Annotated in this window: 28 protein-coding genes and 2 pseudogenes; 11 read left to right on the top strand and 19 right to left on the bottom strand. The window is 61.2% G+C overall.

Annotated features, from left to right (window positions below):
- Positions 1 to 67: 67 nt before the first annotated feature.
- Positions 68 to 598, bottom strand: coding sequence for an outer membrane beta-barrel protein (locus QLQ83_RS17195; RefSeq protein WP_282736739.1), 531 nt, complete (start codon positions 596 to 598; stop codon positions 68 to 70).
- A gap of 194 nt (positions 599 to 792) precedes the next feature.
- Between QLQ83_RS17195 and QLQ83_RS19585 the strand changes: the two are divergent.
- Positions 793 to 1,017, top strand: a pseudogene (locus QLQ83_RS19585) (IS1380 family transposase); the annotation flags it as partial.
- 188 nt (positions 1,018 to 1,205) lie between these two features.
- On the opposite strand, the gene QLQ83_RS17190 reads toward QLQ83_RS19585, so the two are convergent.
- The 6 genes and pseudogenes from QLQ83_RS17190 to QLQ83_RS17165 form a co-directional block, all read right to left on the bottom strand.
- Positions 1,206 to 1,712, bottom strand: coding sequence for a GNAT family N-acetyltransferase (locus QLQ83_RS17190; protein WP_282736738.1), 507 nt, complete (start codon positions 1,710 to 1,712; stop codon positions 1,206 to 1,208).
- A gap of 411 nt (positions 1,713 to 2,123) precedes the next feature.
- A complete protein-coding gene (locus QLQ83_RS17185; RefSeq protein ID WP_282736737.1) occupies positions 2,124 to 2,705 on the bottom strand; it encodes an antibiotic biosynthesis monooxygenase in 582 nt (193 codons plus the stop codon).
- A gap of 16 nt (positions 2,706 to 2,721) precedes the next feature.
- Positions 2,722 to 3,324, bottom strand: a complete 603-nt coding sequence (locus tag QLQ83_RS17180) for a pirin family protein (RefSeq protein ID WP_282736751.1) — start codon at positions 3,322 to 3,324, stop codon at positions 2,722 to 2,724.
- Positions 3,304 to 3,662, bottom strand: a pseudogene (locus QLQ83_RS17175) (pirin family protein); the annotation flags it as partial. The pseudogene QLQ83_RS17175 and the gene QLQ83_RS17180, both read right to left, overlap by 21 nt.
- Before the next feature lie 138 nt (positions 3,663 to 3,800).
- Positions 3,801 to 4,427 (bottom strand): isochorismate family cysteine hydrolase YcaC, encoded by a 627-nt coding sequence (gene ycaC, locus QLQ83_RS17170; protein ID WP_282736736.1) that lies wholly within the window; start codon positions 4,425 to 4,427, stop codon positions 3,801 to 3,803.
- 62 nt (positions 4,428 to 4,489) lie between these two features.
- Positions 4,490 to 5,374: a pirin family protein gene (locus QLQ83_RS17165; protein WP_282736735.1), complete on the bottom strand. Its 885-nt coding sequence runs from the start codon at positions 5,372 to 5,374 to the stop codon at positions 4,490 to 4,492.
- A 119-nt stretch (positions 5,375 to 5,493) separates the two neighbouring features.
- Between QLQ83_RS17165 and QLQ83_RS17160 the strand changes: the two genes are divergently transcribed.
- On the top strand, positions 5,494 to 6,435 hold the full coding sequence (locus QLQ83_RS17160; RefSeq protein WP_282736734.1) for a LysR substrate-binding domain-containing protein: 942 nt from the start codon (positions 5,494 to 5,496) through the stop codon (positions 6,433 to 6,435).
- 308 nt (positions 6,436 to 6,743) lie between these two features.
- Here the strand turns inward: QLQ83_RS17160 and QLQ83_RS17155 are convergent, their stop codons facing one another.
- The 5 genes from QLQ83_RS17155 to QLQ83_RS17135 form a co-directional block, all read right to left on the bottom strand.
- Positions 6,744 to 7,529, bottom strand: coding sequence for a hypothetical protein (locus QLQ83_RS17155; protein ID WP_282736733.1), 786 nt, complete (start codon positions 7,527 to 7,529; stop codon positions 6,744 to 6,746).
- 107 nt (positions 7,530 to 7,636) lie between these two features.
- Positions 7,637 to 8,350 carry a hypothetical protein gene (locus tag QLQ83_RS17150; protein ID WP_282736732.1) on the bottom strand — a complete coding sequence of 238 codons (714 nt, stop codon included), beginning with the start codon at positions 8,348 to 8,350 and terminating at the stop codon, positions 7,637 to 7,639.
- A gap of 273 nt (positions 8,351 to 8,623) precedes the next feature.
- Positions 8,624 to 9,319 carry a hypothetical protein gene (locus tag QLQ83_RS17145; protein ID WP_282736731.1) on the bottom strand — a complete coding sequence of 232 codons (696 nt, stop codon included), beginning with the start codon at positions 9,317 to 9,319 and terminating at the stop codon, positions 8,624 to 8,626.
- 76 nt (positions 9,320 to 9,395) lie between these two features.
- A complete protein-coding gene (locus QLQ83_RS17140) occupies positions 9,396 to 9,932 on the bottom strand; it encodes a hypothetical protein (protein ID WP_282736730.1) in 537 nt (178 codons plus the stop codon).
- Between the two features lie 78 nt (positions 9,933 to 10,010).
- Positions 10,011 to 10,340, bottom strand: coding sequence for a DUF427 domain-containing protein (locus QLQ83_RS17135; RefSeq protein ID WP_282736729.1), 330 nt, complete (start codon positions 10,338 to 10,340; stop codon positions 10,011 to 10,013).
- Between the two features lie 228 nt (positions 10,341 to 10,568).
- Between QLQ83_RS17135 and QLQ83_RS17130 the strand changes: the two genes are divergently transcribed.
- The 7 genes from QLQ83_RS17130 (at position 10,569) to QLQ83_RS17100 (ending at position 15,737) form a co-directional block, all read left to right on the top strand.
- Positions 10,569 to 10,856: a sll1863 family stress response protein gene (locus QLQ83_RS17130; RefSeq protein WP_106230728.1), complete on the top strand. Its 288-nt coding sequence runs from the start codon at positions 10,569 to 10,571 to the stop codon at positions 10,854 to 10,856.
- 16 nt (positions 10,857 to 10,872) lie between these two features.
- Positions 10,873 to 11,553 carry a 5'-methylthioadenosine/S-adenosylhomocysteine nucleosidase gene (locus tag QLQ83_RS17125; protein ID WP_282736728.1) on the top strand — a complete coding sequence of 227 codons (681 nt, stop codon included), beginning with the start codon at positions 10,873 to 10,875 and terminating at the stop codon, positions 11,551 to 11,553.
- A 126-nt stretch (positions 11,554 to 11,679) separates the two neighbouring features.
- On the top strand, positions 11,680 to 12,012 hold the full coding sequence (locus QLQ83_RS17120; RefSeq protein WP_282736727.1) for an antibiotic biosynthesis monooxygenase family protein: 333 nt from the start codon (positions 11,680 to 11,682) through the stop codon (positions 12,010 to 12,012).
- Positions 12,013 to 12,028: 16 nt separating this feature from the next.
- Positions 12,029 to 12,883: a sirohydrochlorin chelatase gene (locus tag QLQ83_RS17115; RefSeq protein ID WP_282736726.1), complete on the top strand. Its 855-nt coding sequence runs from the start codon at positions 12,029 to 12,031 to the stop codon at positions 12,881 to 12,883.
- Between the two features lie 123 nt (positions 12,884 to 13,006).
- Positions 13,007 to 13,405, top strand: a complete 399-nt coding sequence (locus tag QLQ83_RS17110; protein WP_282736725.1) for a DUF4168 domain-containing protein — start codon at positions 13,007 to 13,009, stop codon at positions 13,403 to 13,405.
- A gap of 207 nt (positions 13,406 to 13,612) precedes the next feature.
- Positions 13,613 to 14,632: a CNNM domain-containing protein gene (locus tag QLQ83_RS17105; RefSeq protein ID WP_282736724.1), complete on the top strand. Its 1,020-nt coding sequence runs from the start codon at positions 13,613 to 13,615 to the stop codon at positions 14,630 to 14,632.
- Positions 14,633 to 14,777: 145 nt separating this feature from the next.
- Complete coding sequence (locus QLQ83_RS17100; RefSeq protein WP_282736723.1) at positions 14,778 to 15,737, top strand: LysR family transcriptional regulator; 960 nt, start codon at positions 14,778 to 14,780, stop codon at positions 15,735 to 15,737.
- Here QLQ83_RS17100 and QLQ83_RS17095 read toward each other — a convergent pair.
- The 6 genes from QLQ83_RS17095 to QLQ83_RS17070 form a co-directional block, all read right to left on the bottom strand.
- Positions 15,711 to 16,448, bottom strand: coding sequence for a glutathione S-transferase family protein (locus QLQ83_RS17095; protein WP_282736722.1), 738 nt, complete (start codon positions 16,446 to 16,448; stop codon positions 15,711 to 15,713). The genes QLQ83_RS17100 and QLQ83_RS17095 overlap by 27 nt on opposite strands.
- Before the next feature lie 4 nt (positions 16,449 to 16,452).
- Positions 16,453 to 17,496: a methylenetetrahydrofolate reductase gene (locus QLQ83_RS17090; protein ID WP_282736721.1), complete on the bottom strand. Its 1,044-nt coding sequence runs from the start codon at positions 17,494 to 17,496 to the stop codon at positions 16,453 to 16,455.
- A complete protein-coding gene (locus QLQ83_RS17085; RefSeq protein ID WP_282736720.1) occupies positions 17,493 to 17,975 on the bottom strand; it encodes a methylenetetrahydrofolate reductase C-terminal domain-containing protein in 483 nt (160 codons plus the stop codon). Before QLQ83_RS17085 ends, QLQ83_RS17090 begins: the two co-directional genes overlap by 4 nt.
- A gap of 79 nt (positions 17,976 to 18,054) precedes the next feature.
- Positions 18,055 to 19,695: an acyl-CoA synthetase gene (locus tag QLQ83_RS17080; RefSeq protein WP_282736719.1), complete on the bottom strand. Its 1,641-nt coding sequence runs from the start codon at positions 19,693 to 19,695 to the stop codon at positions 18,055 to 18,057.
- A 72-nt stretch (positions 19,696 to 19,767) separates the two neighbouring features.
- On the bottom strand, positions 19,768 to 20,568 hold the full coding sequence (locus tag QLQ83_RS17075; RefSeq protein WP_282736718.1) for an enoyl-CoA hydratase: 801 nt from the start codon (positions 20,566 to 20,568) through the stop codon (positions 19,768 to 19,770).
- Positions 20,569 to 20,594: 26 nt separating this feature from the next.
- Complete coding sequence (locus tag QLQ83_RS17070; protein WP_282736717.1) at positions 20,595 to 21,044, bottom strand: OsmC family protein; 450 nt, start codon at positions 21,042 to 21,044, stop codon at positions 20,595 to 20,597.
- 436 nt (positions 21,045 to 21,480) lie between these two features.
- Here QLQ83_RS17070 and QLQ83_RS17065 point away from each other — a divergent pair, with 436 nt between their 5' ends.
- Both QLQ83_RS17065 and QLQ83_RS17060 read left to right on the top strand, forming a co-directional pair.
- Complete coding sequence (locus tag QLQ83_RS17065; protein ID WP_282736716.1) at positions 21,481 to 22,905, top strand: dihydrolipoyl dehydrogenase; 1,425 nt, start codon at positions 21,481 to 21,483, stop codon at positions 22,903 to 22,905.
- Positions 22,906 to 23,072: 167 nt separating this feature from the next.
- Positions 23,073 to 23,564 carry an Lrp/AsnC family transcriptional regulator gene (locus QLQ83_RS17060; protein WP_282736715.1) on the top strand — a complete coding sequence of 164 codons (492 nt, stop codon included), beginning with the start codon at positions 23,073 to 23,075 and terminating at the stop codon, positions 23,562 to 23,564.
- Between the two features lie 208 nt (positions 23,565 to 23,772).
- On the opposite strand, the gene QLQ83_RS17055 is transcribed toward QLQ83_RS17060, so the two are convergent.
- Positions 23,773 to 24,773 (bottom strand): MFS transporter (locus tag QLQ83_RS17055; protein WP_282736714.1); only part of this gene is annotated, 1,001 nt, incomplete at its 5' end.

Raw genomic sequence — 24,773 nt, 5'->3', positions numbered from 1 at the left:
CTTGTCCGGTGATGTGAGAGGAAGGGGGAGGCAACTCCCCCTCCTACTCGGTGCGTGATCGAGCAGTTTAGAACTTGAACAATGCACCGATGGAAAACAGATCAATGTCATTGTCAATATCATACCACTCCCACTCACCGACAATACCGAGCCGGTCAGTGAACATATATTGACCGCCGAGGCCATACATGAGGTCAGTGCCATCGTCGTCAGTACCGGAAGCAGCACCGCCCCCTTTAACATCCCACATAATCGTGCCGAACTTGCCGAACACGCCGAACTGCTCGTTGAGCGGCAGAATGCCTTTCGCAGCGAGTGTCCAGCCGTCCGCTTCGGCGCTGACTGCCGAACCGCCTACGGATCCACTGATCTCACCAAAATCTACCCAGGCGGCCTCGAAGGCGATATTCGAATTCATCTCCCAACCGCCGAAGATCTTCCAACTGGTATCATTATCGTCGCAACTGGTGACACCATCACACGCATCGATGGTTGCCTGCCCGATGCCCGCTCCACCATAGAAGCCATTCTCTGCGAGGGCATTGCCCGTCAGACCCAGCGTCAACAAAATGGCACCAATGATTTTCGTTTTGTTCATGACCTGCTCCTAATAGCAGCCCCGCAAGAATCATCCGGACAAACCTTTTATACCTGCTGTACAACAGTATAGTGTAATTCGACTGACCTTCCCCTCTACCTGAATCCGTGAGGCCGACCCTGGAATGCATCTAACCCACTGACCTGCATGGCAATATAGCGGATATCGCCATTCGCCCAGACAGTACTATGCGGCAGCGATTTCAGATCACCGGTGTCGACAGCATCGATAGACGCTTCCCCACCACCTGTGCATGCGCACCAGCGACGTGGTCAAGAGCTACCTGGGCCTGCTGTGTCTGAACATGAGCGACTATGACGCTATCCTTCCGCCGCGACAAGCCCTTCCAGCAGCTGCTGCCCCTGCAAAAGGTGCCGAGCACGGCGACGCTACGACAGCGGCTTCGACAGCCAGGCGCACCTAGCGCGTCTGGAACAGCAGCGGCTGGCCTTTGCCGGCATGTCAGCTTTGGGTCGCGAACAGTCAATAATTATTCCATCAGCATAGGCTAACATTCCACATTCGGCCAGAAGCGGTCTTTTGTCACATTCTTATATAACGCCCTGGGTGAGCTGCGCTGCTTTGCCACGTCGGCTCCACGCCGCTGTTAGCCCCGTGCACCAAACGCCTCATGGAACGTGACCACTCCGCTGGGGAGCGATGGCCCAAACGACAATGCCTGAAAATACTCCGGTGGCACATCAGACAGTATCAAGCTGGATTCACGCTTGAAGCCGAAACGAGAGTAATACGCTGGATCTCCCACCAATACACAGCCCGCTGCGCCCTGCTCCTGCAATAGACGCAGAGCACTCTGCATGAGGAGACTGCCGATGCCTTTTCTTTGAAGTTCCGGTTTGACCGAGATTGGGCCGAGTCCATACCAGCCCTCAGAACTATCCGAGATCGAAACTGGCGATACCGCCACATGGCCTACGACTTCCCCCTCCTGCTCAGCAACGAGCGAGATGGCAAGGGCACCAGCCATTCGCAGGGCATCAACAATGAACTGTTCGGTATGAGCCGTGTGCGGTGCGTTAAGGAACGCAGAGCGCGTTAGGTCGTGGATGGCCGCAGCATCTGAAGATAACTCCTGACGGACAACCAGGTTCATCGCACATTCCCTCTCGGGGGCTAACAGTTCAGAATTTCTTGGGAAGGCCGCTTTGGGTCGTCTGCTGAAGCCCTCATCCATCAGCATAGCCTGAAGCTCGGCCAGGAGCGGACCATTCCTTCGGAATCATCTACTCAGCATTGTTGGTGCACGCTTCGCAAAGAAACCTTGGTTTTCATTGCATGATGACTTCATGGCTGCGGCCATGCCAAGGCTAAATGCCATGCCACATAGGTATGACAGGAAAGAGCAGGGGCGTGCGAGGGCGAGCCTCCTTACAGTTGTGCTATCACCCCTGGATGATCGCGGAGTAGGTGACCGGGAGCAACGATATCCCTGGGACCAAGTCGATGCGGATGATGTCATCTGGTGACTGGCTCAGAGCGTGTTATTCGCAGCATGGTCCTGGTGTCAGCGACGATGGAGCCAGAGTGAGACCAGGCGCACCACTCGTGGCATCACCAGATAGACCACCAGGGCAACAATGGTCGCCGCCACCAATCCATGGCGTAGACCCCAGGTCTCCAGCACCGGCACCGCTTGAAACAGCGGCCACCAGAGCAGGGGCACCAGGATGGTCAAGGGCCATATCACCGCGGTCGTGATCAGCCACTGCTTCCAGCGCACCGGCACCTTGGCGCCAGACTCCGGGGGCGTGAACCAGTAATCGATGCCGCTGAGGATCTCCAGGTGCTCGTCCTCGGCAAGCTCTGGCTGGATCACCGCCATCAGCTCCCGGCGCTCATTAGACTCTCGCCAGCGTTGGGCATCCTCCTCGCCGGCGAAGCGCACCGCAATCTCATAGTTCTGCCCCGCCGCCGGCGGACGTAGGATATGTACCCCCTGATGGCCGGGGAAGCGCCCGGCGGCCTCGATGATCTGGCGCAGCCAGGTCTCGTAGCGCTCCTGAGCGTTGGGCCTAACCCGGTGGTGGATCCGCAGGGTGGCGCCGTCGCAGTGGGCACCTTCAACGGCCTGGGCGTCGTTGTTCAAAGGATCTCTCCACTAGCTAGGTCGTCCAGGGCAGCGGCGGCGCGGTCAGCCGCGGGCCGTCGAACTCAGGGATGCTGCCGAAACGAGGGCTCTCGGCCTCCCAGTCGCGCTGGGCATCGCTGATCTCCGCCTTGCTGTGGCCGACGAAGTTCCACCAGATCAGGATCTCCTCGCCCAAGGGCTCGCCCCCCACCAGCAGTACCCGGCCACCAGCGGAGAGGGTTACCGTCACCTCATTGCGGCCGCGCCCCAGGTAGGCCAGCTCATGGGTGGCGAAAGTGTCACCCTCGATCTCCAGGTCACCCTGCAGGGCTACCAGGCCGTATTCGAAGTCCTCGCGCAGCGACAGGCGCAATTGGCCGCCCCGGGGGCTGGCCAGATCCAGGGCTATCAGGGGCGAGAAGGTCAGGGGCGGGGCACTGTGGCCGGCGAACTCGCCCACCAGCAGGGTCAGCTCGGTGCCCTCTTCCCTCCATCTGGGCAAGGTCGGGTAGTGGTCGAAGCGCGGATCAGTGGCGCGATCCGCCTCGGGCAGGGCGATCCACAGCTGGGCGGCATGCAGGGTCGCCACGTCGGACAGCGACTCCTCGGTATGGCTGATGCCGCGACCGGCGGTCATGAGATTGACCTGGCCGGGCGGATCACCTGAGCGGTGCCCAAGCTGTCGCGGTGGAGGATCTCGCCCTCGAGCATCCAGGTGAAGGTCTGCAGGCCGATATGCGGATGGGGCCCGACCCTGAGGCCGGGCTCGTCCGCCTCGAAGTCGGCGGGGCCGATATGATCGAGGAAGCACCAGGCGCCGATCAGCCTGCGCTGGCGGCGAGGCAAGGCGCGGTTGACGGGGATGCCGCCCACCTCGGCGCTATGGGGCGTGACGTGCTGCACTTGGCGCTGGCCGTCGACGATGGGGCAGTCGAGGGAGCTGGCAAGCTCGCGTTCGTTGACGAGATTGCTCATGATCTGCGATTCCTGACAGTCAAAGGAGAAGGGCTCGGCCCTTAGCATAGGCCCTGATGAGCCTCGCCATGGGGCGAGCCCTCGACGCACTACCGACGGCATGGCCTGAGCGCGGAATCTGCCCTGGCCGGTCGCCGTTTAACCCAGCTGGTTCTGATGAGAATAGCTTTGCATCAGGTTGGCATAGGCGGGCAGGTGGCCGGCCAGCAGGCCGCCGAAGCCCTCGATATCGTTGCGCCAATCGCGGTGCAGCTCGCAACCCACGGCGAACCAGGTCATCAACTGGGCGCCGGCCTGGGACATGCGATCCCAGGCAGCGTCGCGGGTGATGGGGTTGAAGGTGCCGGAGGCGTCGGTGACCACGAAGACCTCATAGCCCTCCTCCAGGGCCGAGAGCGCCGGGAAGGCCACGCACACCTCGGTGACCACCCCGGCGATCAGCAGCTGCTTCTTGCCTGTGGCCTTGATAGCGGCAACGAACTCCTCGTTGTCCCAGGCGTTGATCTGCCCCGGGCGGGCAAAGTAGGGGGCCTGCGGGAACATCGCCTTGAGTTCCGGCACCATGGGGCCATTGGGGCCATCCTCGAAACTGGTGGTGAGGATGGTGGGAATATCAAAGAACTTGGCGATATCGGCCAGAGCCAGGACATTGTTCTTGAAGTCGTCCGGGCTGAAGTCACGCACCAGGGACATCAGGCCGGCCTGGTGGTCCACCATCAGCAGGGCCACATCATCCTTGTCGAGTCGGTTGTAGGTAAAGGACATGGTCGTTCTCCCTTCTTGGTCGTCGGGGACTGCCCGGCGACCATCGCCGGGCAAGGGTGGGATCATGAGTCGGCTCGTGACCCCCTCGGGTTGCCGAACTTCCCGGTCTGGAAGTCGGCAAAGGCTTGGTGGAGCTCGGCCTCGTCATTCATCACGAAGGGCCCCTGACCGGCTACCGGCTCGGCGATGGGCACACCGCTGAGTAGTAGCAGCTTGGCGTCGTTGTTGGCCTCCAGATGGAGGGTCTCACCGCGGCGCTCGAAGGCGACGACGCTCTCGTCGCGGACGATGCGCTCGCCATTGACCAGCAGCGTGCCCTCCAGCAACACCAGCAGGGTGGTATGGCCCTCGGGAACCTCGAGCGTGACATCGCCGCCGGCCACCAGGCGCAGGTCCCAGACATTGATCGGGGTAAAGGTGCGCGCCGGTCCCGTTCGATCAAGATAGCGGCCCGCCACTACTCTGAGCTGGCCGGTATTTCCCTGCAGGTCGACTCGGGGGATCTCTTTGTCGAGAAGAGTCTGGTAGGCCGGCGGGGCGACCTTGTCCTGGGCCGGCAAGTTGACCCAGAGCTGCACCATTTCCAGCAGGCCGCCACCTTCGGCAAATCCTGGAGCGTGGTACTCCTCGTGGACGATGCCGGCGCCGGCGGTCATCCACTGGACGTCTCCCTCGCCGATCAGGCCGCCATGCCCCGCCGAGTCGCGATGCTCAAGGGCCCCCTGGTAGACCAATGTCACGGTTTCGAAGCCCCGGTGGGGGTGAGGGCCGACGCCACGGCGGTACCGGGTCGGCTCAAAGCGATGGGGCCCGGCATGGTCGAGCAGCAGGAAGGGGCTGATGTGCTCTGCCCCCAAGCGGTCGTAGCTGAGCAGGGAGCGCACCGGAAAACCGTCGCCCACCCAATGGCCGCGCGGGGCACCGTATACTGCCTGGATCTTCTTCATCATCGGCTCCTGTCATGGCGAGGGAGGTTTGCCTCCCGATGCAAGAAGCCTATTCCTTGAACGGCGATGGCGGTATACGCTGAAAACGGCACTCAGCGTTTTACTAGTGGGACGAAAGCATGCAGGACCTCAACGACCTCTACTACTTCGTGCAGGTGGTGGACCACGGCGGCTTCGCCCCGGCCGGGCGCGCCCTGGGCATTCCCAAGTCGAAGCTGAGCCGGCGCATCACCCAGCTCGAGGAGCGCCTCGCCACACGACTGATCAACCGTTCGACGCGTCACGTCTCGGTCACCGAGCTGGGGCAGGCCTACTATCGTCACTGCCTGGCCATGCTGGTGGAGGCGGAATCCGCCGAGGAGCTGATCCAGCGCCATCATGCCGAACCCCAAGGCATGGTACGGCTGAGCTGCTCGCCTAGCGTGCTGCACTACCTGATCACGCCGCTGCTGGTGCGCTTCATGGCGCGCTGTCCCAAGGTGGAGGTTCAGGTGGAGGCCACCAGCCGGCGGGTGGACGTGATCAAGGAGGGCTTCGATCTGGCGATCCGCGTTCGCTTCCCGCCACTGGAGGACAGCGACCTGACCATGAAAGTACTCGCTTCAAGCCCTCAGCGGCTGATGGCAGCCCCCGCCCTGTTCGACGACCAGTCACGTCCCAGCAGCCCGGCGGACCTCGCCGGGCTGCCAAGTCTTGATTTCGAACAGTATGACCACCGCCACTGCTGGGACCTGGTGGGGCCAGAGGCGGCCAGCGCGCAAATCCCCCATCGGCCGCGTCTGGTCACCGACAGCGCCGAGACCCTGCATGCCGCCGCACTGGAAGGACTCGGCGTGGTCAAGTTGGGGCTGCTGGTGGGCGCTCGGGATATCCAGGCCGGGCGCCTGGTCGACGTCCTGCCAGGCTGGGAGCCCCGGGGGGGAATCCTGCATGCGGTCTTCCCTTCGCGGCGGGGTCTGCTGCCGGCGGTGCGGGCGCTGCTCGATTTCCTGGACGAGCAGATCGCCGAGGAGGACTTCGCTACTCAGGAGGCGCTGATCAACGCGGAAGGAACTCCTTGATGGGTAAACGCCGACTCCCCCTATAGATGCCCATGATACCGCCCACGGCGGCTATGACTTTCCCGGTTCCGTGAATTTAGAAAAACCACCTCCCTATACGCAGGAAGATTTACGCAATTCTTTTACGCGAAACCGCCCCTACAGGGTCTCCTGGAGGGGCGGCCGGCGTACGTAAAGTAAACGACACATAGCCGCATTCGGCCAGAAGCGGCCATTGAGATTATTCTGATGTATAGCGCCGTGCAACACGCGCGGCTACGAAATGGAGGCGAAGCCGCAATGTAGTAGGCGTCGCGTGCCTGGCCTTGTTATATTTGATCCATCGGTTCATAGCGTTGCCGGTTTACGTAAGCTGTATTTTCCTTTGGCTCAGCACCCGCTTCCGAAATCTCGACTTCTAAAACGTACGAAGGCAATCCAAATTTTTCAAGGTAACCGCACGCCACTTCAATCGCCTCTTTTCCAAACTCTAGATCAAGCCCCTGGAAATACCGGCACGAGAGCATCATCGAAAGCGGCGTTGCATACCGATATAGCAGAGTATCTTTATACCCTGTTGCTTTAGCCACGTTCAGCGGCACACATACAGCGCTTGTTCGTGGAGCAACTGAACCACTTTGCCAATTTTTTCGATAGAAATTTCGGATTTCATGAAGAAATGCTGGAGCAGACTGAAAGCCCGTAATATCTTCGTAGTCATACAGCAGATATTGAGCCCTTGGTGCATGCTTAAGGATTTTATTGACCTGTTGTGCACGCATGGCGTCAAAGTTAGTTTTTCTTCGTTGTCGCCGCTTCGCCTCGAGGAATGCTGCACCCTGAAGATGTTCACCGTCCTTGTAGTTAATCTTGACCAGCACCGCAATATCGCCAAACCGGTTTTCGTAGGTGCCACTCAGTTTGTAGGCCTCCCAGTGCAGCTGGCTTCGGACGTCGTCGCCCACCAGCTCAACTCGACCAAGCTCTTGTCGCAGTTGCGTCAGAATACTTCGCGTGATGTGGTCTTCATCCCAATCCCAAATCCCAACGTTCTTAACCGTTGCTCTAATGCTGCGCTCAAGGAGACCTGTGAGGTCAAAAAGATCATACGGCATTAAATTTTGCTCCTTGAATATAACGCCTGCGGTAACCGGCGCCGGAGCGCAGCGGAGGGAACCAAAACCGACACGCTTTTGGCGTCCGGTTGACTGCCTTGTTATCTCTATTTTTCACTGGACGGAAACTCCAGCTCTTCGTACAGGCTTTGCAAACAATTATCTATATTCCTCATCGCTGATTCGTATACTGGCATAGTGCTTTTGGCCATTTCAGAACCAACTTCCTCACCAAATACAGCAATTTCCATACTGCACATCGTAGAGCAGCTATGATGTAGTTCAGCAAGTATATCTCTGGATTTCTTTGACAGAAATATGAAGTCCTCCTGCTCAATTTCATGAAGTGCTGTGATATGTTGCAGAGCCGCTTTATCGATACCGTCCGCTAAGACGTTTAAATTAGGATGAAACTCCCCTCGATCATCAAATGAGCCAAGGGCTGCCTCACAGTATTTTTTAAAATCGACCAACCGCTTTTGTAACTTTTTAAAAACCCGTATTTTCTCATCGAAGAGAATATTGTTTTTCCGAGAGAGCAACAAAAGATCAACTTTCAGTCGCTCGATCTCTGATAGATATCCAGTTTTTACCTCTTCGACTTTGCGAGTAATATCCCCAATATCTTCCTTTGTGGCGAGGTTTTTGCCTTTTTCAGAGGAATACGAAAACAGGTACTTCCGAAACAGGAAGAGGCTGCCTATTCCGATCAAACCTAAAACCTGCAAGCCAATTAAAATAAAATCCATACTTTTACTCAGCGCTCCAAAGAGAGATAACAGGCATTGAACCGCACGTTCTGATATTGGATTAACGCGCATGCACGTTCAACAATATTATATTGCACGCCGCCCTCCTCCCAACCCATTGAGCTTATAAGATATTAAGAAGAGATCGGCCACATAACACCAGTAAGCGCGCATGCCGCATAACAAGGATGAACAAGCATGCTGCCTTTGCCGGCATGTCAGCTTCGGGCCGAAAGCTGTCCATCAGCATAGAATAACATTCACCATCCAGCCAGAAACGGCCATTTAGGACCTGCTGATGTAATGCTGTGCTCCGCGGAAAACTTGTCCCAGTGCCTGCGCTTGTTAAACTCTGTCTTTTATCACCTCGAGCTTATCATCATTTTCGCTTACCCAGGACTCGAGCTTTTCGAAAGCGTCGGTCCACTCTTCGTTGTATTCATGATAAAACGTAGTGATACATAGCTCCATAGAGCCGATATGGTTAGCCTTATACATTGATGCCCATCTATTCGAGAAACTGGTTACAAATTTCTCCTTGTCTATTACAGAGTAGCCTATACTGGCTCCTTCATAGTTTGGGTGGGAACTTTCGGATAAAGCTCCATAAAGAGCTTTAATACCTGGATAACGCTTATCACAATTCTCTATCACCGTAATGATATTAATTGCTTGGTGCGAAGTTGATCCATCACGGGAGCCGAGAAGTAATTTCGATGTTGTATCTGAGAACTGCTGAAAGCTCAGGTTGCCAGTCAAAACCTTGCGCGTTAACTGATTTAGGTATATCAACACGGCTACAGTCTCAAACGCTGATCGCAGCAATATCCTGGAGCCCAGCAAATGGCCCGAATCATAAAGTAGTAGCGACTGCACCAGCAGGTCATGCGTACGCCACGAAACAGTCTCTCTTAGCGAAAGACTTCTAAATGGTGCTTTCCATTTGTGCGCGACTGGATTTCGGGAAAATAAGCCGCCTATATCAACAGACTTACTTAGTGAGCTTTCCCATGCTGCTAGTGTTTCGTCAATTTTTCGCATAAGGGTTTAACGACCAAGCTGTGTGGCGCAAACCAAGCGCAGCGTAGTTTGCGTTTGAACGAGCGTCTTGTTATGCCTAACTCGCATCAGTCTTCTCTTTGTTCCACCGAAAATAAAGATCTTTAACGAACCCCAGATACTCTACAACATCTTCTTCCCTTAATGGTGCAGGCCGATATTGCTCTGGTGGTGCACGTGATAACGTATTTCTCAAATTAGCCCATAGGATCAACTCTTCAATTCCCTCGACTTCTACAGTGTAACCTTTCGATTGAAGAGCCTCTAGCTTTGCTTTTAAGCCAAATAATATTTTGCCGGCACCAACATCCATTAGCTGATGGGCTATAACAGCCTCAATTAGCCCCTGCAATCGCCACAACGCGAATTGCCATAGATATTGATTATCCGTATATCTGTAGCAAGCAACATCGTCTAGAATGTCTCCCGCGATGTCTGGACTTTCTTCTCTTACCTTTGCGGCCTCTATTTCGTACTGCTCGGTTCTTGCATCAATCATTTCCCTGGCTAGATCTACTGCGTGATCAAAGTCTGGTTCTGTGATGCCATATACCCAATACACCTTTTCAGTAAGATCCCGCAGTTGCTCACGCACTTTGATTCCTTTTTGGCATAACAAGGATGAACGGGCATGCTGCCTTTTTCCGGCATGGCCGCTTTGGGTCGAAACCGGTCATTCAACTTCGTCATCATAGAAAGCCAACTTCTCAGCAAGTGTCTCCATTCCGCCAATAGGCTGCTGATAACTCCACGCCACATCCTTGTGCTCACCAAACGAGAAGTACGAGGCATCGCCCTTGAAGGGGCAGTGGGTCACGGTCTCGGAAGGCGTCAGCAGGTCCATGCGCACGTCGTCGCGGGGGAGGTACTGGCGCGGCGGGTAGCCGCGTTCGCGCAGTTCGATGGCGCGAGTGGTGTCGGCGAGCAGGGTGCCGTCGATGACGACCCGCACCCGGTGGGCATGTGGGTGCAGCGTGATGCGCGCCGCGGGGGCATCAGTCATGGTGGTTCCCTGTATGCTTTTTCTAATGTTTCGAGCAGGGTAGCAGCCAGCCTCTCCACCGCCGATGGCCAATCGCTTACATCGAAGGTCTCGATGGAGGTTGTGCAGGCGCACCGCGACCTTGCGAGGCCCCCCGACCGGTATGCCACCCTGAGAGGAGTGCCCTGTCGGCCTGACGACAGGCTATCTTCAAGGTTCCATGCACCGGAAAACGGAAAGGAGCAGCCCATGAGCAACAGGGAAGCCTACGAACAGAAGCTGCGCGCCAAGCTCGATGAGCTGCAGGCCGAAGTGGACAAGCTGAAGGCCCGCGCCCGCAGCGCCGAGGCCGATGCACGCATCGACCGGGAGGAGGAGATCGACCGGCTCGAGGCGCGGCGCGAGGAGATGCGCAAGAAGCTCGAGGAGCTGCGCCACTCCAGCGACGACGCCTGGGATGACATCAGGGCCGGCGCAGAGCGCGCCTGGGACTCGCTGAGCGAAGCGATCAAGTCCGCCCGCAATCGCTTCAAGTGACCGAGCACTCGCCTCGATGCCCAAGCCCCCTCCCCGTGCCACCCTGGCCGATACGTCCGGCGCGGCCAGGCTGACGACCCTGGGCGGCCGCGACGTCCTCTTCGTGATGGCGGCCGAGGCCGAATACGGCCCGCATCTCGAGGCGCGTTTCACCCCCTTCATGACCGGCGTCGGCCCCGTCGAGGCGGCGGTCGAGCTCACCGCGGCGCTTTCCGCCCTCGCCCGGCACCAGCGCCTGCCGCATCTCGTGGTGTCGCTGGGCTCGGCCGGCAGCCGGGTTCTCGAACAGACCGAGGTCTACCAGGCGACCTCCGTCACCTACCGCGACATGGACGCCTCCCCGCTGGGCTTCGCCAGGGGCGCCACGCCCTTTCTCGACCTGCCGGCGACCGTCCCGCTGCCCCTGCGCATTCCCGGCATCCGGGAGGCTACGCTCTCGACCGGCGCCAATGTCGTCTCGGGCTCGGCCTATGACGCCATCGCCGCCGACATGGTGGACATGGAGAGCTATGCCTGCCTGCGCGCCTGCATGCGCTTCGAGATGCCGCTCGTCGTCCTGCGCGGCATCTCGGACGGCAGGACGGAACTGCGCCACATCGACGACTGGACGGAGACGCTGCACGTCATCGACGAGAAGCTGGCCGCCGCCGTCGACCGCCTCGGCGAGGCCATCGCCGAAGGCCAGGTGACGCCCTGAGGCGCCGGGGCGTGGCTGGCCGGTGGCCAGCGTTCGGCGCGACGGCTCGCGGCGGCCTTGCCCAGCCTCGGTGAAGGTGCCATCGTCACCCCTCCCTTCCCTGCCTGACGACAAGGAGCGAGCACCGTGTATATCGCCATGAACCGTTTCCGGGTCAATCCCGAGAGAACGCAGGAGTTCGAGCAGATCTGGCTGGAGCGGGAAACGCACCTGCAGGGCCTGCCCGGCTTCGTCGAGTTCCACATGCTGCGCGGCCCCGAGAAGGAGGACCACGTGCTCTACGCCTCCCACACTATCTGGCGCTCCCGCGAGGACTTCGAGGCCTGGACGCACTCCGAGGCCTTCCGCAAGGCGCACGCCAATGCCGGCCAGAGCAAGCGCGAGGGGCTCTACCTGGGCCCGCCGAGTTTCGAGGGCTTCGAGGTCATCCAGATAGTCAGCGAAGCGAACGACCCCTGAACCCACCGAGGCCTCCATGAGAAAGATCCTGCTCGTCGACAATGGCTCCCTGCGCCCCCAGGCCACCCTCAACCTGCGCCGCCTGGCCAGGGCCCTGAGCCGGACCACCGACCACGAGGTCGAGGCCACCTCCCTGCTGCACTCCTACAAGATCCCCGCGGAGGAACTGGAGGGCCAGAAGGCGGTCTCGCTGGGGCCGCTGGCCGAGCAGCTGGCGGCACAGGGCACGACCGAGCTGGTGATCCTGCCCTTCTTCTTCGGCCCCAGCCAGGCGTTGACCCGCTACCTCCCGGAACGGCTGGCCGAGGTGCAGGCCCAGTACCCAAAGCTCGACATCAAGGTGGCGCTGCCGCTGGTCGACACCCTGGCGCCGCTGGACCTGCGCCTGGCACAGCTGCTGGCCGACAACGTTCGCGAGCAGATGGATAGCCTCTCGCCCCCGAAGGTGGTGCTGGTCGATCACGGCAGCCCGATTCCCGAGGTCACGGCGGTGCGCAACTACCTGGCCGGCCAGCTCAGCGTGCTGCTCAGCGACGAGGCCAGCTGCGTCACCTTCGCCTCCATGGAGCGCCGCGAGGGCGAGGCCTACCGCTTCAACGAGCCGCTGCTGGTCGACCTGCTGGCCTCACCGGCCATGGCCGACAGCGAGGTGATACTCGCCATGCTGTTCCTCTCCCCGGGGCGTCATGCCGGCGAAGGCGGCGATATCGCGGAGATCTGCGAGCAGGCGATGGCGAACTCGCCCGGCCTGCGCGTCACCACCACGCGCCTGGCGGGTGAGCATGATGCCATCCTGGAGGTGCTCACGACCCGTCTGTCCGAGGGCCTGGTCGGCTCGCCGCTGCTGCTGTCGCTGCCGGCGAGGGCATGACCCCGTCGCGCATTCCGCGCCACTACCCACACATTCTGTTACAGAACATCATGAACTCCTTATGGCTGGAGGCATCACAGGGGGGCGCAACCGCTAAAGCAAGCAAGCCACAAAGAGGTATCCATGCAAAAGCTTACTGCCCTGTTCTCCGCCGCCCTGCTCTCTGCCGGCCTGCTGGCCACCTCGGCCGCGCACGCCCAGGATGGGTCCGCCGCCACCGGCCAGCAGGATCCGTCAGCCGCCGCCACGGCGCCCCAGGCCAGCGCCGAAGACTTCTCCGACGAGGAGATCGAGCAGTTCTCCGCTGCCGCCGAGGAGGTCTCCAGCATTTCCCAGGAATACAGCCAGCAGCTCCAGCAGGCCGAGGGGCAGCAGGCCCAGCAGGACATCCAGATGGAGGCCAACGAGAAGATGGTCGAGGCCGTAGAGGACAGCGGCATGGATGTGGAGACCTTCAATGCCATCGGCCAGGCGGCCCAGCAGGACCCCGAGCTGATGGAGAAGATCCAGGAACAGTCCTGATCCCTACGGACACGTTCTCGCCGACTCCCATCGGCCACCATCGGGCCTCCCTCCGCGGGAGGCCTTTCTGTTCGGGACCGTACATCACGAGGTGAGCGTGCCTCAGCGCCAACGTCGGGCGGGCTGCCTTGCAAGCCGAGGGGCGTTCAACGATGATCCTGTCACTGCCGGCAACTCCCTTGTCCCCGGGCTACCCATCGAGGCTCCATGCTACTACTGGCTGCATTCGCCATCCTTTCCATCGGCGTGTCCTTCATCTGCTCGCTGCTCGAGGCGGCGCTGCTCTCCATGACGCCGAGCTATGTCGCCCAGTTGCGCGACTCGAGACCGGAGCTCCACGAAAAGCTCACCCGCCTGAAGCAGAACATCGACCAGCCCCTTGCCGCCATCCTGACCCTGAACACCATTGCCCATACCGTCGGGGCCACAGGGGTCGGGGCCCAGGTGGCGGTGGTCTTCGGCGAGGCCTGGCTCGGCATCGCCTCGGCGGTGATGACCCTGCTGATCCTCTTCCTGTCGGAGATCATTCCCAAGACCATCGGGGCGACCTACTGGCGGCCACTCTCCTCGATGATGGCCACAACGCTCGATGGCATGATCTGGATACTGAAGCCCTTCCTCTGGATGTCCGAACAGATCACCAAGCGCATCGGCAAGGGCGCCCACGACACGGACATGCGCGGCGAGATCAAAGCCCTGGCACAGATCGGCCTCGAGGAGAAGGCGCTGGAGGCCGATGAGACACGGGTCATCACCAACATCCTCAACCTCCACGACATCCAGGTGAAGAGCGTGATGACGCCGCGGACCGTGGCGTTGACCGTGAAGCCGCAGATGACGGTAGACGAGTTCGACGTTGCCCTGGGGCGCTCGCCCTTCACCCGCTTTCCCGTGATGGACGGCGGTGAGCAGGCGCTGGGCTATGTCCACAAGGCCGACACCTACCATGCGGAGGGGGACGCGAACCTCAAGTCGCTGATGCATCCCGTCAAGTCGGTGTCGGCCGAGGAGAACGTCGAACAGGTCTTCACGATGATGGTCCTGGACCGACAGCACCTCTGCGTGGTGTATGACGACCTTGGCACCTGGGTCGGGCTCATCACCCTGGAAGACGTGATCGAGACTATCCTGGGCCAGGAGATCGTCGACGAGACCGACAACGTGGCCAACCTTCGCAAGTATGCCCGGCAGCGCTGGACCAAGACGCTCAAGAAGGAGCGAGACTGAGGCTCATCGGCGCTCGCCTCGGGATCGAGCGAGCGCCTGCCCGGGATGCGCGACGAGCTGACGTTCTCCCGGCAGGGCTTATCGTGACCCTTGACGGGGCACTTGATCGGGCCGTGCCCCACCGCCATTGCCGTGAGAATTCGCCATGTCACGACTCCCCCCCCTGATCGCCCTCTCCTATTTCGAGGTCGCCGCGCGCACCAGGAGTTTCGCCGCGGCCGCCAAGGAGCTCAATGTCACGCCGGCGGCGATCAGTCACCAGATCAAGTCGCTCGAGGAGTATCTCGGCGTCGATCTGTTCGTCCGCCACCACCGGCGGGTCAGCCTGACCCCGGCCGCGCGCGTGGCCCTGCCGGAGCTGCATGAGGGGTTTGATACCCTGGGTCGTGCGGTGGACAAGATCCGCGCCTATGGCGAAGAGCGCCTGATCGTCACCGTGTGCGCCGAACCCCTGTTCGCCACCAAATGGATCGTGCCACGCCTGCACCGTTTCTACGCCCGTTGCCCGGACGCCGAAGTGCGGCTGCAGGCGAGCCTGCATTCGGTGGATCGCCTCCGTGACAGCGACTTCGGCCTGGCCGATCTCAAGCGCGCGGGCATCGACGTTTCCGTGCGACTCGGCTACGGCAACTACGCGGACCTGGCGCCCCAGCGGCTGATGAGCCTGGATCTGGTGCCCATCTGTACACCGGACCTGGCCGCCACCGTGGAGGATGTCGAGGCACTGTGCGGACTGCCGTTGCTGTGTGACAGCACCCTCACCCGCCTCAACGAGCCCTACGGTTGGAGAGCGTGGTTCAGGCAGCAGGGACGTGACATCGGAACGCTACGGGAGCTGCGATTCGGCAACGGGCTACTGGCACTGGAGGCGGCCATCGCCGGCCAGGGCGTGCTGCTCGGCAGCCGGGAGCTCCACCAGGCGGAGCTGAGTGCCGGAAAGTTGGCGGTGCTGGCCGATTCTCCCCTGAACTGTGACCAGGCGTACTACCTGGTCAGTGCGGGCGAAGGCCTGGAGCGACCGATCGCCGGGCAGTTTCGTGAATGGCTGCTGGATGAAGCCAATATGCCCTCACCCGGACTAGCCGGTGACGCCGCGCAGGTCTAGGGCAGGGTAGTCGGGCGCGATGAACAGCCGCCCCACGATCCCTTCTGCGTTGGCCGCACGACGGATGCCCGGCCGCTCGGCCAGCGCCTCCAGCAAGCCGACAAGCTTCGGCAAGCGCTCCCAGGGAAGCGCACGGCAGGGGTCATCGACGGGGTAGAGCTGCATCCAGCGCACCAGACAGGCCAGGTAAGGATCGAGCACGCTGGGCCCGTCCTCGAGCAGCCAGGGCCCCCGGCCATGTTCGCAGAGCGACTCCAGTTGCATGAGATGCGCCACCATGCGTGGCCGCAGTGCTTCGCGCAGCCGCTGGGCATCCCCCGCTCGAGGCGCATAGCGTGGCGTGTAGAAGCAGAGTCGAAGCTCGGCGTGGACGGTGTTGGAGAGAAAGAACAGCCAGGCCAGCAGGCGACCGCGGCCTGCCGGTTCTCCAAAGCGGGCGCCGTGGCAGCGCTCGGCAAGGTGCAAGAGGATGGCACCGGTCTCGAAGAGCGCCGTTCCATGGCGCTCCTCCACCAGTACCGGCAACAGGCCCTGGGGGTTGAGCCGACGGAAGGCCGGGGCGTCCAGTCCACCCGCGGCCCGGTCGACCCGCTCCTCTCGATAGGGAATGCCCTCGCTCTCGAGCACCATGCGCACGACCAGGTTGGCGCTGTCGGGCGAACCATAGAGACGGTAGTCAGGCAGCGTCCCGGTGTCGGTATCGAGGTCCATCAGGCTAGAGCTGCACGGCTTCCGGGGATTCGGGGTTGAGCGCTTTCGGGTCATCGCGCCCCGGGTACCAGGGCACACGGCCCTCGAGCACCCCCGTCGTCTCGATGATCTCCGCCACGCTGTGCTCCTGGCGATAGGCCATGATGTGCGCGCCGCTGACGCCCGGAATCTCGCGGATCTCGTGAAGCAGGTCCATGCAGAGCCGCTTGCCCTCCTCCTTCTGGTTCTCGGCCCCCTCGAGCCGAGCGATCACCGCGTCGGGGATATGCACCCCGGGGACATTCTCGCGGATCCAGCGGGCGCTGCGTGCAGACGCCAGGGGCCCGATCCCGGGCAGGATGAAGACACGGTCGGGGCCTTCCAGCAGACCGAGGTCGTTCACCTTGAGCATGAAGTCGCGCAACCGCTCGATATCGAAGCAGTACTGGGTCTGAATGAACTGGGCACCGGCCGCCACCTTCTTGGCCAGGCGAAGGGGTCGCCAGTCCAGCGGCGGCACGAAGGGGTTCTCGGCCGCACCGAGAAAGATCCGCGGGGGCGTCTCGATGCGTCGCCCGCTCTCGAAGCGCTGCTCGTCGCGCATGTTGCGGGCGACCTGCAGCAGCGAGATGGAGTCGAGGTCGAAGACCGGTTTGGCCTGGGGATGGTCGCCGGCCTGCACACCGTCACCGGTCAGACACAGCAGGTTGCAGGCGCCCATGGCCGCGCCACCGAGGATCTCGCCCTGCATGGCGATGCGGTTACGATCACGGCACGAGATCTGCAGGATGGTGGCATAGCCGACCCGAGTCAGCAGCGAGCAGACACTGACGCTGGACATATGGCAGTTGGCGCCGGAGCCATCCGTGGCGTTGATGGCATCGACATAGCCATCGAAGATGGCCGCCCGCTTGAGCACCTCTGCCGGGTCGGCAGAGTCCGGCGGGTCGATCTCGCTGGTGATGGCGAACTTGCCCGCCCGCAGCACCCGCTCCAGCCGCCCGGGGGAAACGTGGCCGGGCAGGATCGGCAAAGAGTAGCCCGGAACGGGCTCGTCATCGAACTTCATCTTGTTGTCTCTCTGTTGGCGGTTGAAGAGGAGGTATCGTCCAGCTGGCGTGCCACGCGAAGCCAGGACGAGCTTCCCGTGAGGCGATGGTCGACCGGCAACTGGACGGCGTGGATGAGATCGCCCTGCTTCATCTGACGGCTTCCTTCCCAGGCATCGACCCAGACACACACCATCTCGGGTTTCACCTCGCAATGCCCATCGGCACGCACTCCGCCACAGGGGCCGTTGCGCAGTGTCTTGGGGCAGTTCATGGGACAGGACATGCCGGTGGCAGAGAGAATGCACTGACCGCACATCTGGCAGTCGAAAAGCGCCCCCTTGGCGGCCTGTTCCACCCTCCTGACCGGCGCCTCGACACGCTCGTGACCGAGTCGCCGCCACACTGGAGCGAGCTTGACCAACACCGGCTCGAAACGCCGGTAGATCATCTCGAAGAGTCTGGAATGGCGAACCACCCAGCGACGCACCCTGTGCATGATAGTTTCCTTCTTTCGTCGAGGGGCAGTGGCCTCGTTCCGCCAGCGCCACTGCTTCACCGCCTCGGCCTCGATCAACTCAGGCGGACAGGCTGGTCTCAAGCTGCTTGCGCAACTGGAACTTCTGGATCTTACCCGTGGGGGTGGTCGGCAAGGGGCCGAAGATCACCTTCTTGGGCGCCTTGAAGCGGCTGATATTCTCCCTGCAGAAGCGGATCAAGGCGTCTTCGCTCAGCTCGCTACCGGGCCGCAACTGGACGAAGGCCGCGGGGACTTCGCCCCACTTGGCATCCGCCATCGCCACGACCGCCGCAAGCTCGACCTCTTCATGCCGCTGGATGATCTCCTCGACCTCCATCGAGGAGATGTTTTCCCCGCCCGAGATGATCACGTCCTTCAGTCGGTCGCGAATCTTGATGTAGCCATCCGATTCCACCACACCCAGGTCACCGGAGTGAAACCAGCCGCCGGCAAAGGCTTCACTGGTCGCGGCCTCGTTGCGCAGATATCCCTTCATGACGATATTGCCCCGGAACATGATCTCGCCCACCGTCTCACCGTCGGCAGGGACGGGCTCCATCGTGGCCGGGTCGAGTACCGCGATGCCCTCCTGCAGGGGATAGGTGACCCCCTGGCGTCCATTGAGCCTGACCCGCTCCTCCAGAGGGCGTTGGTCCCAGCCATCCTGCTTGGCACACACCGAGGCGGGGCCATAGGTCTCGGTCAGCCCGTAGACGTGGGTGAGCTCGACGCCGAGCTTCTCCATCCGTTCCAGCACGGACGCCGGCGGGGCCGCACCGGCGATCAGCCCCGACACCTTGTGGTCGATCGGATCCTGCCCGGCACCGGCAGCATCGGCGATCATCGAGTGGACGATGGGCGCACCGCAGTAGTGGCTGACCCGATGCTGCCTGATCAGGCGCAGGATTTCCTCCGGGTCGACCCGGCGCAGGCAGACGCTGGTCCCGCCGATCGCCGCCAGCGTCCACGGGAAGCACCAACCGTTGCAGTGAAACATCGGCAGGGTCCACAGGTAGACCACGCTGGACGGCAGGGTCCAGGACAGCACGTTGCTGACCGCGTTCAGGTAGGCGCCCCGATGGTGGGTAACGACCCCCTTGGGGTTGCCGGTGGTGCCGGACGTGTACCCCAGCGCAATCGCATCCCACTCGTCGACCGGCAGCTGCCAGTCGTCCAGCGCCGGCTGCTCGGACAGCAATGCCTCGTACTCCAGGTCGCCGATCAGGCGCTCTTCGCCCTGGCTCGGATCCGAGACGTTGATCACCCTGGGCGCCGGGCCTTCCAGCCGGGCCAGGGCCTTCTCGACCACGTCCACGTACTCGGGGTCCACCAGCAGCAGGCGCGAGCGGCTATGCGTGAGAATAAAGGCCACCGCCTCGGGATCCAGGCGAATGTTGATTGCATTCAATACCGCGCCCACCATGGGAACCCCGAAGTGGGCTTCGTACATGGCCGGGACATTCGGCAACATGACGGCCACCGTATCGCCCCTTTCGATGCCGAAATGCTTCAACATGGAGGCCAGTCGACAACAGCGGGCATAGGTCTGATGCCAGCTGTAACGCGTCTCGTTGTAGATCAGCGCCGTCCTGTCAGGATAAACGGCGGCAGCCCGCTTGATGAAGCTCAAGGGTGACAATGGCACATGATTCGCCGCCGTCTTCTCGAGAGCCTCATTGAAATGGCAAATATCACTCATGGTCTTACCCCTGTTCTTGTAAGGGAGGGTTCAGCACCCCGGGCTTTCCACCGTCATTTCGATTCCCTGGCGCTAGTGGCCGGGCTGCTGCCAGACGGGCTTACGCTTGGCGAGAAAGGCATCGATCCCCTCGCCTGCGTCAGGGCTCAACATGTTCTCGGCCATCACATCGCCGGCAAAGTCGTAGGCGTCCTCCAGGACCATCTGACGCTGGGGGTGGAACATGGACTTTCCAAAGCGCACCGCCGCAGGGCTCTTGCTCAGGATCTGTGCCACCTTGTCGGCCACGGCAGCGTCCAGATCGGCATCATCGGTGACGCCACTCACGAGCCCCCACTCCAAGGCCGTATCCGCATCGATGAAGTGGCCGGATACCAGCATGTCGAACGCCCGCTTGGGGGGTATGTTGCGTGACAGCGCCACGGCGGGGGTCGAACAGAACAGGCCCACGTTGATGCCCGATACCGCGAAGCTGGCCGAACGGGCGGCGATGGCCAGGTCGCAGCTGGCCACCAACTGACACCCCGCCGCCGTGGCCATGCCCTGGACGTTGGCGATGACCGGCACCGGCAGCGCGACGATACTCTGCATCACGCGGCTGCAGCGACGAAACAGCGCCTGGTAATAGGCTTGATCAGGATTGGCACGCATTTCCCGGAGGTCGTGACCGGCACAGAACCCCCGCCCCTTGGCTCCGATCACCACACAGCGAACGGCAGGGTCGACGGCAATCGCGTCCAACTCCTGCTGCAACGCGGTCAGCATCGCCTCGGAAAGGGTGTTGAACTTTTCCGGCCGATTCAACGTGAGATAGACAGCGCCGTCCTTATCCTCTCTAAGCAGAATACTTTCCGATGATTGGCTGTGATTCATGAATGACTCCCGCCAGGAATGGCTGATTAAACATCATTGATCGTCACCTCGGCGGTGATCGAGTTGCGGATGAAACAGTTCTTGTGGGCGTTGGCATGGATCCTGGATATCGCCTTCTGGTCAGGCACCTTGTCGCCGCCGAAGGTAATTCGGGGCGACAGCTCGATACGCGTGATCTCCATGCCTTTCCTGTCATTGCTCTCCAGGTGGCCGACGGGATCGTCATCATAGGATTCGACCCGATACCCCTGAAAATCGGCGATCGCCAGGAAGAACAGCATATGACAGCTGGACACCGCGCTGACCAGCATCTGCTCCGGGTCGGCGCAGCTTGAGTCCCCCTTGAATTCCACCGACGCGGAAACGTTGACCTGCTGGCCACTATCAAATGTCACAAGATGGTTGCGCGAGTAGGTATCGGCATCGATTTCGTGAGGGTTTCGCTGCCAACGGATGGCGGACTGGTGGACTGACATGGGTAGGCTTCCTTTCTGCGAATCACCGAATCGTATGTGATCCGGGAAGCGCCCGGAAAGCGAGGATTTCTAAGCAGTTGGGTTAGCCTGGCTAACGTGAGGCCTTGCAACCTCCAGAGGGAGGCCTTATATGCACCACCATCCCCTGCCATGAGCGGACCCGGACCGCCAGCCCGCCAACCCGCCAACCCGCCAACCATGGATTAGAATAAATAACCCAAATACTTAGAATCTATCGCTTTACCGCTTGAAAGGCCCCGGATAGCCTGCCTTGGGCTGACGACATTTAAACCATCTCACTAAACGCAGCAAACGCTTTTTACTATCGTCCCGGCAGCCTTCAATCATTGGGCCAGGGGGTGCAGCCAATGGCGACACCCCTCAACCTCCCAGGTACACCTTGAACAATACAACACCTTTTACAATGAGGCGCCGCATGAGCGAACCTGTCATGAAGACCATGAATGTTGAATACGCGATCATCGGTGCCGGGACCGCCGGGCTGGGCGCCTACTCGAAGATCAGCCGCCAGACCGACAGCCTGGTGATGATCCAGGACGGTCCCTACGGCACCACCTGTGCACGGGTCGGCTGCATGCCCAGCAAGCTGATGATCACCGCTGCCGATTACGCGCACCACCTGGACAACAGCGAGTTTTTCGGGGTGACAGCGACGGGTCGCGTGGATGGCCGCAAGGTCTTCGAACGGTTGCGCCGAGAGCGAGATAATCGCTTTGTCGCCAACAATCTCCGCTACGTCGACAAGATTCCGGCCCATTACAAGCTTGAGGGGCGCGCCCGCTTTATCGGACCGGGCCGCCTCAGGGTGGGGGAATCGGTTGAGGTCAACGCGAAGAAGTTCATCCTCGCCTGCGGCTCCAGGCCTGCGATCGGCGAGGTGTTCGAGCCCGTCATGGCCCGCGTCCTCACCAGCGATACGATCTTCGAGCTGGAGGACCTGCCCCGCTCGATCGCCGTGATCGGTACGGGAGTGATTGCGCTGGAGCTGGGGCAGGCACTCCATCGACTGGGCGTCGAGACGACAATTTTCGGCCGCTCCGGGAGGATCAACGCCCTCACCCATCCGGCCATGCAGCAGCAAGCGCTCGACCTCCTCGGCGCCGAACTGGATATCTACCCTGTGGGCCGGGTGGTAAGCACCCGGGAGGACGCTGAAGGCGCCTGGATCGAGTATGAGCAATCGAATGGACAACGGCTCACCAGGGTGTTCGACAGGGTACTCGTTGCCACGGGGAGGACCCCCAACGTGGACCGGTTGGGTATGGAGCATACGGGCGTGGAAGTCACCGACTCAGGCGCAGTGACCTTCGATCCGCAGACGATGCGCTGCTCCGACCTTCCTATCTTTATCGCCGGCGATGTGACCGACCACCTGCCATTGTGGCACGAAGCCTTCGACGAGGGGCGTATCGCCGCCGATAATGCATTGAGCTATCCGAATCCGGTGCCTGCACAGCGCAGACCACCGTTGATGGTGGCCTTCACCGATCCCCAGATCGCCACCATCGGCCAGAGCTTCCGGCAACTTGAAGGCCAGGAGATCGTCATTGGCGACCTGCCGTTTACCAGTCCTCGCCATGTGGTCTGGAACAAGGTCCAGGGGCGCATCCAAGTCTATCTGGACGCGAAAACCGGCGTCATACTGGGCGCCGAGTTGCTCGGGTACAAGGCCGAACACCTGGCACACCTGCTTGCCCTGGCCATCACGCACGGCATGACGGCCGAGCAGGTCCTGTCGATGCCGGTCTACCATCCCAGCGCCGAAGAGCTGTTACGGGACGTCTTGATCGACGCCCGGGACAAGTGCAGGCGCTACGAAGCCGAAAGCATGAGCCATTGACCCGACTCATTCATCATGGCGCGGAATACGCAGCGGCTCTATCAGTCCATGTGTCGACCGTCACGAGGCCAATTCCATCGCAACGATCTAAACTGTGCACTCAGGCCAGATCCACATGAAACGACGACGGCCCCTCCTTCGGGAATCACACTAGAGGCTGGGAACACATGAGGAAAATTACCATTGATGCTGCGGACATGCGTATTCTGTCCGCAGTGCAGCAGCACGGGCAGCTCAGCAAGACAAGGCTGTCAGAGCTGGTCAACCTTTCTCCGACGCCCTGCTGGATTCGTTTCAACCGATTGAAGGAAGCTGGCCTGATACGTGGCTATCATGCGGACATCTCGCTGGACAGGATCGTGGATGTCTCGAAAGTCATCGTGACCGTTTCGCTGAAGGGGCATCAAAAATCGGCTTTCGAACGCTTCGAGGCCTATATCCGCCAGGTGGACGAGATCGTCGAATGCATCGCCACGGGTGGCGGCATGGATTATGTCTTGAAAGTCGTCGCGCCCAGCCTTTCCGCCTTTCAGCAGGTAATGGACGAGCTTCTTTCGGCGGAGCTGGGGGTCGAGCGCTACATGACCTACATCGCAACCAGAGACATAAAGTCGACTCACCCTAAACTTGCCTGCTTGATGGCTGACTCAGGAAACTGAACCGGAAGCGCAACAGATCGGCGACAGGCTCCGATATCCGTTCGGCAGCACTCCCCTACGGGGACCGACTCTGGCAGATCGCCGCTACCGAGGTCCGAGCGCTCATCGAGACGCTGTGTGTTCGACCTCGGACATGGCCGGGTATCGGTCACCGGCCCATGTATGGCTGGGGGAGTACTCAGGTGCCCGGATACCCACAGGCCCGCCGTCATGGGGTGACGGCGGGCTTTTCCGCGTCATCCACGTCGGGCTCCTCCAGTGGCTCGCCCTCCTCGTTCTGGATCTGGTGATCGTACGCCGCCTGGAGACCGGTGTCCTCCTCGTCCTCCTCGGCCTGGGCGATGTGGCCCGGGTAGAAGGGCGACAGGATCGCCACCAGGATGCCGAGCGCGGCGAACATGGCAAAGGCATCGGCGTAGCCGAAGGCATCCACCAGTCCACCGACGACAGGCGAGCCGGACGCCTGCCCCAGCGATACCGCCATGAAGGGCAGTACCGGCCCCATCGACAGCCGGCCCGGCAACAGGCGGATGCCGGTCATGAGATAGAGCCCCGTCAGACTCATGTAGGCCAGGCCGAAGACCAGTGCAGAAAAGACGGTCAGCAATGACTGACCGGGGCTGGCGGCCAGCAGTGCCAGGCTCGCGGCCAGCATCATCAGCATCAGTGCCTGCGTGATGGGTGGGTTGTTGCGATCGGCCAGGTCGGCCACCGCGGCCCCGCCGAGGCCGGCGATGCCCACCGAGAGCCATAGCCATCCGGTGGCGCCGGACGGCAGGCCGCCGAGGGTGACCACCAGGTCAGGCGCGAAGATCCAGTACGCGGAGGAGATGAAGCCCATCAGGAAGGCAAACAGCGAGAGCCTGACAAGGCGCGACCAGGGCAGTTCACTGATCGGGGGCGGCGGCGCGGCGTTCCCCGGCATGATCCGCGACACCGAGGGCAGGAAGAGCCACGCGGCAATGACGCCGATGCCTGCCAGGATGGCGAAGGAGAGGTACGCCAGGCGCCAGGCGCCGGCCAGGAACAGCACTGTCGGTACGGCAACGATCACGCCGATGCTGGTGCCTGCGTTCATGACCGAGCTGACGCGCCCGTGCATCGAGCGTTTCACCACCGCCTGCATGGCGGCCGTGAGCGCGGGCATCATCAGGCCGGTGCAGATGCCGCATGCGAACACCCCCACGCCCAGCATCAGCGCGTCGGCGG

The sequence above is a fragment of the Halomonas rhizosphaerae genome (assembly GCF_030010555.1).
Taxonomy (GTDB): Bacteria; Pseudomonadota; Gammaproteobacteria; order Pseudomonadales; family Halomonadaceae; genus Halomonas; species Halomonas rhizosphaerae.
This window is presented reverse-complemented; position numbering and strand designations above follow the sequence as displayed.

Excerpts from the sequence above, each read along its gene's own strand:
- QLQ83_RS17195 (WP_282736739.1), bottom strand. The coding sequence starts at position 598 with ATGAACAAAACGAAAATCATTGGTGCCATTTTGTTGACGCTGGGTCTG.
- QLQ83_RS17190 (WP_282736738.1), bottom strand. The coding sequence starts at position 1,712 with ATGAACCTGGTTGTCCGTCAGGAGTTATCTTCAGATGCTGCGGCCATC.
- QLQ83_RS17180 (WP_282736751.1), bottom strand. The coding sequence starts at position 3,324 with ATGACCGCCGGTCGCGGCATCAGCCATACCGAGGAGTCGCTGTCCGAC.
- ycaC (WP_282736736.1), bottom strand. The coding sequence starts at position 4,427 with ATGTCCTTTACCTACAACCGACTCGACAAGGATGATGTGGCCCTGCTG.
- QLQ83_RS17165 (WP_282736735.1), bottom strand. The coding sequence starts at position 5,374 with ATGAAGAAGATCCAGGCAGTATACGGTGCCCCGCGCGGCCATTGGGTG.
- QLQ83_RS17160 (WP_282736734.1), top strand. The coding sequence starts at position 5,494 with ATGCAGGACCTCAACGACCTCTACTACTTCGTGCAGGTGGTGGACCAC.
- QLQ83_RS17155 (WP_282736733.1), bottom strand. The coding sequence starts at position 7,529 with ATGCCGTATGATCTTTTTGACCTCACAGGTCTCCTTGAGCGCAGCATT.
- QLQ83_RS17150 (WP_282736732.1), bottom strand. The coding sequence starts at position 8,350 with ATGCGCGTTAATCCAATATCAGAACGTGCGGTTCAATGCCTGTTATCT.
- QLQ83_RS17145 (WP_282736731.1), bottom strand. The coding sequence starts at position 9,319 with ATGCGAAAAATTGACGAAACACTAGCAGCATGGGAAAGCTCACTAAGT.
- QLQ83_RS17135 (WP_282736729.1), bottom strand. The coding sequence starts at position 10,340 with ATGACTGATGCCCCCGCGGCGCGCATCACGCTGCACCCACATGCCCAC.
- QLQ83_RS17130 (WP_106230728.1), top strand. The coding sequence starts at position 10,569 with ATGAGCAACAGGGAAGCCTACGAACAGAAGCTGCGCGCCAAGCTCGAT.
- QLQ83_RS17125 (WP_282736728.1), top strand. The coding sequence starts at position 10,873 with ATGCCCAAGCCCCCTCCCCGTGCCACCCTGGCCGATACGTCCGGCGCG.
- QLQ83_RS17115 (WP_282736726.1), top strand. The coding sequence starts at position 12,029 with ATGAGAAAGATCCTGCTCGTCGACAATGGCTCCCTGCGCCCCCAGGCC.
- QLQ83_RS17110 (WP_282736725.1), top strand. The coding sequence starts at position 13,007 with ATGCAAAAGCTTACTGCCCTGTTCTCCGCCGCCCTGCTCTCTGCCGGC.
- QLQ83_RS17105 (WP_282736724.1), top strand. The coding sequence starts at position 13,613 with ATGCTACTACTGGCTGCATTCGCCATCCTTTCCATCGGCGTGTCCTTC.
- QLQ83_RS17100 (WP_282736723.1), top strand. The coding sequence starts at position 14,778 with ATGTCACGACTCCCCCCCCTGATCGCCCTCTCCTATTTCGAGGTCGCC.
- QLQ83_RS17095 (WP_282736722.1), bottom strand. The coding sequence starts at position 16,448 with ATGGACCTCGATACCGACACCGGGACGCTGCCTGACTACCGTCTCTAT.
- QLQ83_RS17090 (WP_282736721.1), bottom strand. The coding sequence starts at position 17,496 with ATGAAGTTCGATGACGAGCCCGTTCCGGGCTACTCTTTGCCGATCCTG.
- QLQ83_RS17085 (WP_282736720.1), bottom strand. The coding sequence starts at position 17,975 with ATGCACAGGGTGCGTCGCTGGGTGGTTCGCCATTCCAGACTCTTCGAG.
- QLQ83_RS17080 (WP_282736719.1), bottom strand. The coding sequence starts at position 19,695 with ATGAGTGATATTTGCCATTTCAATGAGGCTCTCGAGAAGACGGCGGCG.
- QLQ83_RS17075 (WP_282736718.1), bottom strand. The coding sequence starts at position 20,568 with ATGAATCACAGCCAATCATCGGAAAGTATTCTGCTTAGAGAGGATAAG.
- QLQ83_RS17070 (WP_282736717.1), bottom strand. The coding sequence starts at position 21,044 with ATGTCAGTCCACCAGTCCGCCATCCGTTGGCAGCGAAACCCTCACGAA.
- QLQ83_RS17065 (WP_282736716.1), top strand. The coding sequence starts at position 21,481 with ATGAGCGAACCTGTCATGAAGACCATGAATGTTGAATACGCGATCATC.
- QLQ83_RS17060 (WP_282736715.1), top strand. The coding sequence starts at position 23,073 with ATGAGGAAAATTACCATTGATGCTGCGGACATGCGTATTCTGTCCGCA.